General features: G+C 50.1%; 11 protein-coding genes. 7 read left to right on the forward strand and 4 right to left on the reverse strand.

Annotated features, from left to right (window positions below):
* The first annotated feature begins 172 nt into the window (after window positions 1-172).
* The 3 genes from MHB80_RS20840 (at window position 173) to MHB80_RS20850 (ending at window position 3338) form a co-directional block, all read left to right on the forward strand.
* Window positions 173-1468 carry an aminotransferase class I/II-fold pyridoxal phosphate-dependent enzyme gene (locus tag MHB80_RS20840; protein WP_341278768.1) on the forward strand — a complete coding sequence of 432 codons (1296 nt, stop codon included), beginning with the start codon at window positions 173-175 and terminating at the stop codon, window positions 1466-1468.
* Window positions 1469-1605: 137 nt separating this feature from the next.
* Window positions 1606-2325 carry a response regulator transcription factor gene (locus MHB80_RS20845; RefSeq protein WP_341278769.1) on the forward strand — a complete coding sequence of 240 codons (720 nt, stop codon included), beginning with the start codon at window positions 1606-1608 and terminating at the stop codon, window positions 2323-2325.
* A complete protein-coding gene (locus MHB80_RS20850) occupies window positions 2322-3338 on the forward strand; it encodes a sensor histidine kinase (RefSeq protein ID WP_341278770.1) in 1017 nt (338 codons plus the stop codon). The genes MHB80_RS20845 and MHB80_RS20850 overlap by 4 nt, the downstream gene beginning before the upstream one ends.
* Before the next feature lie 78 nt (window positions 3339-3416).
* Here the strand turns inward: MHB80_RS20850 and MHB80_RS20855 are convergent, their stop codons facing one another.
* Window positions 3417-3704 carry a DUF1330 domain-containing protein gene (locus tag MHB80_RS20855; protein WP_341278771.1) on the reverse strand — a complete coding sequence of 96 codons (288 nt, stop codon included), beginning with the start codon at window positions 3702-3704 and terminating at the stop codon, window positions 3417-3419.
* Between the two features lie 222 nt (window positions 3705-3926).
* Between MHB80_RS20855 and MHB80_RS20860 the strand changes: the two genes are divergently transcribed.
* The 4 genes from MHB80_RS20860 to MHB80_RS20875 all read left to right on the forward strand — a co-directional run bounded on the left by MHB80_RS20860 (window position 3927) and on the right by MHB80_RS20875 (window position 7954).
* Window positions 3927-4697 carry an ABC transporter ATP-binding protein gene (locus MHB80_RS20860; RefSeq protein WP_341283041.1) on the forward strand — a complete coding sequence of 257 codons (771 nt, stop codon included), beginning with the start codon at window positions 3927-3929 and terminating at the stop codon, window positions 4695-4697.
* Window positions 4672-6612 carry an ABC transporter permease gene (locus MHB80_RS20865; protein WP_341278772.1) on the forward strand — a complete coding sequence of 647 codons (1941 nt, stop codon included), beginning with the start codon at window positions 4672-4674 and terminating at the stop codon, window positions 6610-6612. The genes MHB80_RS20860 and MHB80_RS20865 overlap by 26 nt, the downstream gene beginning before the upstream one ends.
* Before the next feature lie 135 nt (window positions 6613-6747).
* On the forward strand, window positions 6748-7683 hold the full coding sequence (locus MHB80_RS20870; RefSeq protein WP_341278773.1) for an AEC family transporter: 936 nt from the start codon (window positions 6748-6750) through the stop codon (window positions 7681-7683).
* A 94-nt stretch (window positions 7684-7777) separates the two neighbouring features.
* Window positions 7778-7954: a hypothetical protein gene (locus MHB80_RS20875; RefSeq protein ID WP_341278774.1), complete on the forward strand. Its 177-nt coding sequence runs from the start codon at window positions 7778-7780 to the stop codon at window positions 7952-7954.
* 153 nt (window positions 7955-8107) lie between these two features.
* Here MHB80_RS20875 and MHB80_RS20880 read toward each other — a convergent pair whose 3' ends face one another.
* The 3 genes from MHB80_RS20880 to MHB80_RS20890 form a co-directional block, all read right to left on the reverse strand.
* Complete coding sequence (locus tag MHB80_RS20880; RefSeq protein ID WP_341278775.1) at window positions 8108-9397, reverse strand: ABC transporter permease; 1290 nt, start codon at window positions 9395-9397, stop codon at window positions 8108-8110.
* Window positions 9394-10149, reverse strand: coding sequence for an ABC transporter ATP-binding protein (locus MHB80_RS20885; RefSeq protein ID WP_341283042.1), 756 nt, complete (start codon window positions 10147-10149; stop codon window positions 9394-9396). Before MHB80_RS20885 ends, MHB80_RS20880 begins: the two co-directional genes overlap by 4 nt.
* 344 nt (window positions 10150-10493) lie before the next feature.
* Window positions 10494-12035 (reverse strand): DEAD/DEAH box helicase, encoded by a 1542-nt coding sequence (locus MHB80_RS20890; protein WP_341278776.1) that lies wholly within the window; start codon window positions 12033-12035, stop codon window positions 10494-10496.
* Between the last annotated feature and the right edge of the window lie 7 nt (window positions 12036-12042).

The following is a 12042-nucleotide window of genomic DNA, read 5'->3' on the forward strand; positions in this document are numbered from 1 at the left end:
CCGTCATCATACACCAGCGCCAAACTTTAGCGCAACCCCGGCTGGCAGTCGTCACATTTTCCAAAAAAATTTGAATTTGAAATGGTTCTGACACGTTAAAAAATGATATAATAGCTCCCGATAAGTATGATCAGAAAATGAATTGATTTTTCGGAAGGATGGAATGAAGTTCATGAACCCACTTGCTCAGCAGTTGAATGAGACGCTCTCCGCAGAAAGTCCGAACGTCCATGCCATGTTGTCAGCTTTAGGAAAAGCCATTTATTTCCCGAAGGAAGGCATACTTAGCCAATCCGCAGAAGCAAAGGCGAAAGCCAAGACGTTTAATGCCACAATCGGCATTGCGATCGAAGGCGGACAGCCGATGCACCTTAAGGTAATTCAGGATACGTTGACTGCTTACAATCCTAAAGATCTATATGAATATGCGCCCCCTGCGGGCAAACCTGAGCTGCGCGCAGCTTGGCTTGAGAAAATGCTGAAAGAAAATCCTTCGCTGGAAGGCAAGCGTCTCAGCAATCCTATCGTCACGAACGCTTTAACGCATGGGCTGAGCATTGTCGCCGACCTGTTCGCAGATGCGGGCGATACCGTTATTATTCCAAATAAAAACTGGGAAAACTACGAGTTGACCTTCGGCATCCGCCGCGGCGCGGAAATCGTGGAATATCCTCTACTTAATGATAGCAACACGTTTAACAGTGAGGGCTTGCGTGAAGCGCTGCTTGCACAGAAGGATAAAGGAAAAGCCATCGTCCTGCTTAACTTCCCGAACAACCCGACTGGCTATACGCCAGGCCTCCAAGAAAGCGAAGAGATTGTAGCCGCTGTCAAGGACGCTGCAGATGCAGGCATTAATGTCGTTGTTGTAACCGATGACGCTTACTTCGGCTTATTTTTCGAGGATTCGGTTCACGAGTCGCTGTTCGGCAGATTTGCCGACCTGCACCCTCGCGTTCTAGCTATCAAAATCGACGGCGCGACGAAAGAGGATTATGTGTGGGGCTTCCGCGTCGGTTTCATTACGTACGCTGCAGCTTCGGACAAAGTATCGAATGCGCTGGAGCAGAAGACGCTCGGCATTATTCGGGCTACAATTTCCAGCGGACCGCACCCTTCGCAGACGTTTGTGCTGAAGGCTTTGCAATCGCCTGATTTTGACGTGCAGAAAGCGGAGAAATACGACATTATGAAGGGGCGTGCCAACCGCGTCAAAGCGCTGCTTGATAGCGGCCGTTATGGCGATACGCTAGCCTATTACCCGTTCAACTCCGGTTATTTCATGTGTCTCAAGCTTAGCGGCGTGTCGGCCGAGGCCGTTCGTGTGCGCCTGCTTGAGGAATACGGCATCGGTACCATTGCCCTTGGCGAGACCGATCTTCGCGTCGCTTTCTCCTGCATTGAGGAAGCGGACTTGGAGTCGCTTTACGATACGATTTATAAAGCAGTAACCGAACTGCTCGCTTAACCATTTCAGCATTTCATTCCTTTCCCCTTGGATAGTAGCCGTGTATAATACGGTTACGGCCAAGGGGTTTATTTTGTTTTATAATAAAATGAGAACAACTGAAATAGAGCATATGCTGCGTAAGGAGCTGAATAACGATGTATACGATCATGATTGTCGAGGACGATGCGAAGATCGCTGAGCTTCTGCGGGCGCATATTGAGAAATATGGCAACACAGCGGTTGTGACGACTGATTTTGCTGGCGTCTTGGAGCAATTCGAGCAGGTAAAGCCGCATATTGTGCTGATGGATATCAACCTGCCAAGCTTTGACGGGTTTTATTGGTGCCGGCAAATCCGCACCGTTTCCACCTGCCCAATTATTTTCATTTCCGCCCGCAGCGGTGAAATGGATACGGTGCGCGCCATCGAAAATGGCGGCGACGACTATTTGACCAAGCCCTTCCATTATGAGGTCGTAATGGCGAAAATCCGCAGCCAGCTAAGGCGTGTTTATGGCGACTATGCCCAAGCTGCTGGGGAGCGGATGGTCGAGCATGCCGGATTGATTTTGTATCCCGAGCGAATGGAGCTTCATCTATCAGGACAATTTGTAGCTTTGACGAAAAAGGAAACCGTACTTGTGGAGACGCTGCTCCAGCGCTGCCAAAGGCTTGTAAGCCGGGAAACGATTTTGGAGAAACTGTGGGATGATTATACGTATGTCGATGACAATGCGCTTAGCGTCAATATAACGCGAGTTCGCAAGAAGCTGGCTGAGCTCGGGATTGAAGGAGCGCTCGAAACGGTACGCGGCACAGGCTACCGCCTGAACGACAGCTGGACAAATGGCGATCAGCAGAGCGATCGCCGATGAAGCTTTTTTTACGGGACCAGCTTGCACTTGTATTATTTATGCTTATCCAGCTCGTCGTAGTGACCACCGTGTTCTGGCTGGATGGCTATAAAGATATGGTTATCGCCTCGTATGCTCTGCTGCTTGGCCTCTGCGTATTTATTGCTTTTCTGGCTTACCGTTATGTGACCCACCGCCGATTTTATACGCTGCTCAGCAGCACACAGACAGGTCTTGAGGAGTCAATCCAGCAGCTTGAGTCCGCTCCACTCCCTGCGTCGCTTGCCGAGCTGCTGCAGCTTCAATATCGCCACTACCAGAAACAGATTATTGAAGGCGAGCGCAAGCAGCAAAATCATCTGACCTTTATGAACCAGTGGGTGCATCAGATGAAAACGCCGCTTTCCGTGCTGGAGCTTATGCTGTCGGAAGAAGCCGATGAGCGTAACAACAGCATGAGGGAAGAAACAGATCGCATTCGCAAAGGGCTCGATATGGTTCTGTACGTCGCCCGGTTGGAAACGTTCGAGCAGGACTTTCAGGTGGAGAAAATTCAGTTGCGGGAGCTTGCCAACGAGGTGATTTTGGAAAACAGGCGGCTGTTTATTCGCAGCTTCGTGTACCCGGATATGCAAATCGAGGAAAATTTAGTCGTGGAGACAGACGGCAAATGGCTGCGTTTTATTATGCAGCAGCTGATTGCCAATGCGGTCAATTATTCAGCAGGCAGCGGCGCGAAAATAACAATTAGCGGCTGCCAAAGCGAGCGTTCGGTTATCCTTGAGGTGAAGGATTATGGCGTCGGCATTCCCGCCTCTGATTTGAGCCGCATTTTCAACGCCTTTTTCACTGGGGAAAATGGGCGGGCGTTCAAGGAATCGACGGGCATGGGCCTCTACATTGTCCGAACCGTGCTCGATAAAATGAATCATGAGATCGAGGTTGAATCTAAAGTAGGAGAAGGCAGCGGCACGACGATGCGAATTATTTTCCCCTTTGCCGCTGTTCAGTCCTTTAATCCACATACTAAGTAATCGTGCTTTAAAGTTTTAAACGTACAAGAACCGAACAAGCAGACTGTCTTAGGATGGCAATCTGCTTGTTTTTCGTAATTATAAGCCTTCCACGACGATCGCTTTTCCAGTAGAGTTTGCCCATCTTATTTTTTTCAACGGTTCGTACATTTTCGAGTTGTAAAAGGCCTCGATACTCGGTTTGTTAGGAAACTCCAAAATGACAAGTCTTTTCGGCTGCCAATCTCCTTCCATCGTCGTTACGCTGCTATCATGAACGATCGGGCGGCCCCCAAAATGTGCCATGACATCAAAAATCTTATTTTCGTATTCCTTGAAGTTTTCCGGGTTAGAAATAGCAATATCGATCACGAGATATGCGCTCAAATCCAACAGCTCCTTTCGTTGATGAGGAAGTGCAGCTTCCCCTTCCTTGCGTTCAGTATACGAACTAGAGTGGAGAATTGATCTTGCTTCCCCTATTGATACAAAAGCGGGCAGCGTTGTTATCTTACAAAGCTGTAAGGTAAATGAAAGCTGCGTTCATAGGAGCAGGCGCGGATGGGGGGTATACTGGGTTTATCGACAATCAAGCAAGGGGAGATCAAATTGGAATTGCTATATGCACGAAACCTGAACAAAATTTATCCCGGCAAAGTAACCTATAAAGCGCTGACCAACATTGATTTAACGATCCAGCAAGGGGAATTCGTCGGTATTATGGGCCCTTCGGGCAGCGGCAAAACAACGCTGCTGAACATGGTATCGACGATCGACAAGCCCACTTCTGGCGAGCTGCGCATTGCTGGCCAAGACCCGTATGAGCTGTCACGGGAAAAGCTTGCTTTTTTCCGCCGGCGGGAGCTTGGCTTCGTCTTTCAATCGTTTAATTTGCTTGATACGCTGACGGTCAGCGAAAATATTATGCTGCCGCTCACGCTCGATGGCACAAATATCGTCCAAATGAAGCTGCGAGCCGCCTCCATCATGGAAAAACTCGGTATTGCTGAGCTTTCGGACAAACGAACGTATGAAATATCCGGCGGCCAGGCGCAGCGTACGGCCATTGCCCGAGCACTCATCCATAACCCGAAGCTGCTGCTGGCCGACGAGCCGACAGGCAACCTCGATTCCAAATCAGCACGCGATGTCATGGAGCTGATGAGCAGGCTCAATCGCGAGGATAACACGACGATGATGCTCGTTACACATGACGCTATGGCGGCGAGCTATTGTCACCGGGTTATTTTTATTAAAGATGGCCAGTTTTACAGTGAAGTGAATTGCGGCGACAACCGTGCAGCTTTTTATCAGAAAATTATTAATGTGCTTGCTCTGCTTGGGGGGACTGAAAATGAATTTCCGACAGTTCGCGTTTAATAATGTGCTGCGCCGCAAGCGGACGTATGCCGCGCATTTTATGAGCAGCTCGTTCGCGGTCATGATTTTTTTCATCTATTCGGTGCTGCTGTATCATCCGGATTTGCAGGGGGAAATCGCTGCTAGCAGTCCAACTGCCTCTATGCTTGGCACGATGGGACTGAAAATTTCGCAATATTTAATCGTTATTTTTTCATTTCTGTTTTTGATGTATTCCGCCGGTGCCTTCCTGAAGGCGCGTAAACGTGAATTCGGCATTTTGATGCTGCTCGGCATGTCAGACAAGCAGTATCGCAGATTGATTTTTGTAGAAAATATAATCATTGGCCTCATTTCCACTGTTTTTGGAATCGGCTTTGGCATTTTGTTCACCAAGCTGTTTTTGCTTATAACCGAACGGCTGCTGGTCCTGCAGCAAGGACTCGAATTCCTCGTCCCTATCCAGAGCGTGATGATTACGGCAGGCGCTTTTTTAATCGTATTTCTGCTTCTGTCCATACTCGCGTCGCGCCTTGGGCGGAAATCTCAGCTGCTTGAGCTGATTCGTTCAGATGAGAAGCCCAAGAAGGAGCCGAAAGCTTCCGTGCTGTTATCGCTGCTCGCTGCCGTTCTTTTGCTTGCAGGCTACGGAATGGTATTTTATTTTGTACTGGGTCGCGCCTTCTCACTGACACTTCTCGCAGCCGCCATTGGCAGTGTCATATTAGGGACTTATTTTCTGTTTACACAGCTCAGCGTGTATGTGATTCGTGCACTGCGCGGACGAGAAAGCTTATTGCTGCGTAAAATCAATTTGTTGACGCTCTCCGATCTCGCTTACCGAATGAGAGACAATGCCAATATGTTTTTCATGGTGGCAACGGTAACGGCGGTTGCCTTGTGCGGCATGGGCACTTGCCTTGCGATCGGTGATCCGAATCTGTCGGAAAAAGACAACCCTTACGCTTTTATTTATGAATCCTTTGGCGGTGATAGCGAATCTCTGGCGCAAAGTGAATTACAAACGAAGCAGCACCTGGCGTTATTGGAGCATAGACTATCAGAGGGCGGCTTTACTTTTACAAAAGGCGCTTCACACATTAAAAACACGGAAGAATGGCAGTCGGTCATGAGTCTGTCCGAATACAATCAGCTTGCCACTGCACTCGGGTTCGCCGCCGAGACGCTAAATGTGCCCAGCGAAGCTTTTATCGCCTCAGGCAAAGTCTCGCGCGCCCAGAACGTGACGGCCTTTGAGCCCATTTTGGATTTAGGAAACGTCGCGCCAGGCGAAAAGCAGCGGAAGCTTACTGTAGTAAAGAGACTTCCTTCTTTCGTATTAAATAATTACAATGATGTTTATGTCGTTTCAGATGATTATTTCCAAGCGATGAACCGAATGAAAGACGACACGAACCAGGTCACCTATTATTATGTCATTCCCAATTGGATCGACACGATCGGCGTGGCGCAAAGCGTTATGAAGGAAATCCCACAGGACACGCAGGGCTATTATAATATACGGTCACTCGTAATTGAATGGTATGAATTCAAGCAGCTTAACGGGCTATTGCTTATTATAAGCGTGCTTGTGGGCGGGGTCTTTTTCACCTATGCTGTCAGCTTTATTTACTTTAGGCTGTATGCCGATTTAGAGCGGGACGAAAAGCAATACCAGATGATTAGCAAAATCGGCCTCAGCGGCAAGGAGCTGAACCGGCTGGTTACAAGGCAACTGCTCATTATGTTTTTCCTGCCCTTTGCGATTGCGCTTGTGCATGGCATCGTCGCCTTTATAAATATTGCGCTGCTGCTCGATATCTCGATGCTGAACGCAGCGTTAATGATCTATATTAGCTTCTTCCTCCTCCAACTCGCCTATTTCCTCATGATTCGCTGGCGGTATTTGCGCCATATGCATCTCAAGCTTGCATAATGAGGGTAATGCGTTGAAGGCTCGCAGAGCTGTATATAGCCAAAGCTTATGAATATATAGGAAAAGGGTCTTGGACGCTAACAGACGCTTTATGCAAAAATAAGGCATATTGATTTAGGCAAAGGACTGATTCGTATGCTGCATTCATTTTTGCTTATCGTATATGGCGTGTTTCTGCCGATTTCGCTGCCTGTCCTTGGAGGAGCTGCCTTGAAGCGCTGGCGGGGACTGGAGACGAAGCCCCTATCAACCATTGCCCTTTATTTGCTCAGCCCGGCTCTTATTCTGGAGACGCTGATCAGCGCCAAGCTGTCGATGACAGATATTATTCAGACGAGCGCATTCAGCATTATTAATTTGGTCGCTCTCTGGCTCGTCGCCGTTCTCGCCTCCCGGCTGCTGCGGCTTTCTCCAGCAGACCAAGCTGGCCTCACGCTTGTATCTGTATTTACGAACTGTGTCAACTATGGACTGCCGCTCGTGCTGCTCGCCTTCGGCCAGCTTGGGCTTGCCAAAGCATCGGTCTACGTCATCTCGCAAATGATTCTTGTCAATACCGTTGGCGTGTATTTCGCAGCCCGCTCCCATTTCTCAGTAAAAAAAGCGGTCCAATCGGTATGCAAGCTTCCCGCTTTATACGCCGTTGTGCTCGCGGTCATTATCCGGTACACAGGTATGGTTATGCCCGCGGCTGTAGAGGAAGGCCTATCAATGCTGTCCTACGCCTATGCGCCTGTCGTGCTGATTTTGCTAGGCGCACAGATGGCCGGAGCGCGCAGCAGCAATAAAGCGACCGATTCGGTCCTGAGCAAGCCGCTCTGGACGGCTATCGCGATCCGGCTGCTGCTTTCTCCAGTCATCGCAGCCCTTCTGCTCTGGCTGCTGCAGGTAAAAGGGATGCTATTCGCCGTCCTGCTTATACTCGCCTCGATGCCGACGGCAGTCAACGCCGTTATTATGGCGGAGCAATTTGAAGCATCGCCGAAGCTCGTTTCCCGCTGTATTTTATGGACGACGCTCGCCTCCTTTATCGTGCTGCCTCTGCTGATTGTCCTGGTGCAGCCGACTTGACTAATTTTCCAGCTCTAATGTGCTTTAATTCAAAGTCTGACGGAAAACTAATGGTGTCTCTACCAATTATAATGAAGAAACTCGTGAGAAACGTTTGCGTGAAAGAAATTGGTCAGATGAAATGATTCAAGAACACATAAACTTTGCAGAGAAATTGCTTGAAATTGCCGATAAAGAGTATAATCCACCAATGTCTACTATTGATACAACGGAAACGGATGTAAGCATCGTTGCATCACAAATAAAAGAGTGGATTCTGCGATATGTTTGAGCTTCCTCGGGAGACGTTAGTTTAATTAACCGTCTTAATAAAAAAACGTCCAAACCCACCTGTTTCAGTGGATTTGAACGTTTTTTCAGTTTTTTCACCGCAATACCCGGGCCCTTATCTATAATAGGCTGCCACCCTGGCAGGTGAGGCGATCTAATCTTCTTCCGCATCAGCAGCAAAAGCGCGGCGCAGTCTGAGCGGGCGAATTGTAAGCAAATAGACGATCGCTGCAATCGGTGCTGCTGCTGCAGCAAGCAGGCAGTTGGCACGCAGCAGCATAATGCACGCAGGAAGCCACATAAGCAGGGCAATAATGAGCATCGTCCATCGGTCCAGCCGGATGAGGCTTTCCATCCTTTGCGCATCAGGAAGCGGATAAACATGCCGCCATACCGTATAACGATGCGTATGGCGAAGCCCGCCAAGCTGGGCCCCAACAATGAGCATAAATACTGCATAAGCACAGGCAGCACCCCAGCCGGACAACCAGACCGCATCCGCCATCCAATAGGCAATAAACGCGAACAAGGCGAGCAGCCTTAGCAAAATGCCTCCCATTTCCATTCGCAGCATGGAAGCCGCATATAAATAATCGTAAGTCAGAAGGCGGCGATAGGGTATAAAGTTCATGACCCAGGAAAGATATTTGCGGCCAGCTGTTCGTGATGGCATCGTAGGCACATCGATAAACAAACCGAAAAAGACATAATACCTTCTTCTCGTCGCTGCCTCTTCTTCAATTAGCCGCTCCCATGGGATGACGAATCGGCTAGGGAGCCTGTACAGCAGGGCGAATAGCAGGAGGAGCAATATTATAAAGCCTCCCGCATACAGCGGTGCACGGGTCAGCATACCCGCCCAAGCAAGCGCCGTCGCTGCCCAGCGAGCCACTCGAAACAGCATTCTCATGCCGCCCCAGGCCAGCTGCCGTTCCCGCCATGCAGCAGCTGTATTTGCTATACGAAGCACAGCCGCAGCCAAAACCAGCAGCCACATATCCGCTGGGCCGGTGCCCTGCGTGTAAATAGGCCAATAAGCAAGCAGCAGGAAGGCGCATAAAGCGACCAGAGCTATAATGCTTCGCTTAAAGGAAGATCCCCAATAACGGCGCATCGCTGATTCCTGCGGCATATGGAAGACGACATCTGCCGCCTGCAGAAAGGTGCGAAACGGGCTCCAGCAAAGCACGGGAACCAGTGCCACTATGCCAACCAGCGCGGTCGGAAAATCAGCCGGCACGTCACGAATCAGCTTAATATAACTAAACACCCCGGTAATGACAAAAAGCGAAAGAAACAGCGGGAATCCACTTTGTCCCATATAGCGCAAATACGGCAGCGTTTCCTCGCGGAAGCTTCGGGCACGCTTTTTCCATAGCTTTTGCATCGCCTGTTCCTTCAATTGCTTCTGCTCTTGATTAGCTTCTTGCGATTTAGCCATCATGGCTTGTCTCCAGCAACGAGCTTATAGAACGCATCCTCCAGCGTTCCGCCGCGCATCGCCATGCCCGCCGCTTCGCATACATCCGCAAGCGTTCCGCTGGCAACGATGCGTCCATGATGCATCACAATAAACTTGTCGCAATAAGCTTCTACCGTAGCTAAAATATGCGAGCTCATCAAAATAGCCGAGCCGTTCTGCTTAACTTCCACAAGCCGTTCCAGCAAGGAGCGAATGCCCAGCGGGTCCAGCCCAAGAAACGGCTCGTCAATGATGTATAATGGCGGCTCTGACAGCAGCGCGTTCATTATCATGACCTTCTGCTTCATCCCTTTAGATAGATGGGCGGCAAAAGCTCCTTTTTTCGCATTCATCTGGAACTCGTTCAACAAATCCATTCGCTTCTTTTCATATTCCTGAACAGAAACCCCGTAGGCCATTCCCGTCAGACGCAAATGCTCCTCAACCGTAAGCTCGTCGAATAGCACCGGGGTTTCGGGCACATAGGCAAAAGCGGAGCGGTAGCGATCCGGATCTTCCTCCAGCTTGACGCCCCCAACCTTAACCTCACCCTGCTGCGGCTTCATCAAGCCGAGAATATGCTTAATTGTCGTACTTTTGCCTGCCCCATTGAGGCCAATTAAGCCGACCATTTCGCCCGGACGCAGCTGAAACGATACATGATGCAGGACAGGACGGCGCGGACTATATCCTCCTGTCAAATCGGCAACTTCCAATACAGGCTCTATCATTATCCATTCACCTTCATACTATAAAATTAATATCGCTTCTTCAGCATACCGAATTCGAGAGCAAAGTTCAAAATTTCCCATCCTTAGTATCTATTCAGACCCTTGCTTGTAATCCAGGCGAAACGGCTGTTGCCATCCATTGGCGGCGCGTTTCATTCCGAGAAATATAGAGAAAGGATAACGAAATGATTTACTTTCCTATATTTCAAAAAGCCCCCGTTCCGCAATGGATGAAGCTAAAACGGCTAGCGTGGCGCCAAGGAAAAATAGCTGGGCGCCAGCTTGCCTCTTCATACCAATTTGCTGGAAAAGGGGCTTGAATTATAATCTTGTTCTTGCTTAAAAGCTTACTCCTTCGTATCGCCCGACTCGCGCTTTGCTTTCAGCCATTTCGGAGCGCCTTTATCCTTGCTCTTCTTCTGGCGCTCCTGCTTGGAGAGCACCTTCGCCTTCGGTTTCGCTGGAACAGCCGCTTTCTGTGGCTCATTAGCTGCGGAGGCAGCGATTCCCGCTGTTCTCGCCCGCACTGCCCCATCTGCTTGTGCATCATTCCTGCGGCTGCCCGGCTGAACTTCGCCCCGGCGCCTCTCGCCTTGCGGAGCTTGCCCACCTGCACCTTGTCTGAACTCTCCGCGCTGCCTCTCGCCTCGCGCTCCATCACCTTGCGCTAAGTCGCCGCCTGACGCCTGACGACTCTTCGGCGCTCCCGTATAATCCGGACGTTTGAACGAGGATTTATCGTTCCGCGCTTCCTCCGGTGTAACCAGCTTGCCTCTAAGCATCGCCTTCTCCGGAAGATCAATGCCGAGCTGCTTGCGGAACTTGTCCATAATAAAATGCTCCTGCGGCGTAACAATGGAAATAACGGTTCCCGTGCGGCCCATGCGGCCCGTCCGGCCCGCCCGATGCACATAATGATCGGCATCAAGCGCTGGCTCCAGATTGATAACGAGCGGCAAGCCTTCAATATCGAGTCCCCTCGCGGCAACGTCAGTCGCAAGCAGTAGCTGGCACGCACCTTCGCGAAAGCGTGCAAGCGTAGCAGCACGACGCTGCTTGTCAGCATCGCCATATAGCGCCTCTACCGTAAAGCCCTCATAGCTGAGCTTCGCTTCCCAGTTTGAAATCGTGTCCGTCTCATTCAAAAACAGCAACGCCGATTTTGGCTTCAGCATGCGAATGATGCGACGGGCGATATCCGGCTTGTCCCGTTTGTCGCATACGAAATAATAATTCGTAATTGTCTCCGACACGCGATGCTCAGGGGCAACCTGAATTCGATGCGGCTCATTCATCCAGCGGCTTTCAAAGCGTGCCATCTGCTCTGGATAAGTCGCCGAGAAAAAAGCGATTTGGCGATTTTGTCCCATAGCAAAAAGAATCGTCTCCACTTCGCGAGTCGAGCTCAGCTGGAACACTTGGTCCACTTCATCAACGACGACCTGATTGACGGCATGCAGCTTGATTTTGCGCAGCTTAAGCAGCTCGTGAATACGTCCCGGCGTACCGATGACAATTTGCGGATGCAGCTTAAGCTTCTCTACTTGGCGCTTGAGCGCTGCGCCGCCAATTAGCTGCTGCACACGGAGGCCCAGCGGCTTCGCATAAAATTCAGCTACCCGTACAATCTGCATAGCCAGCTCCTGCGTAGGAGCAATGACGACACCCTGAATTTCTTTCGACGATGCATTCAGCTTTTGCAGCAAAGGCAGCAAATAGGCCAGCGTCTTGCCTGTTCCCGTCTGCGAACGTGCGGAAACGTCCTGCCCTCCGAGCAGTACCGGAATGGCCTCTGCTTGCACCGCAGTAGGCTCCTGAATACCCTCTTCAACCAGCGCTTCCGCCAGCTGTTCATTTAAACCTAAATCCAACCAATTTTGCTTACTCATGTTCGAG

This window comes from Paenibacillus sp. FSL H8-0537 (assembly GCF_038051995.1).
Classification (GTDB): Bacteria; Bacillota; Bacilli; order Paenibacillales; family Paenibacillaceae; genus Pristimantibacillus.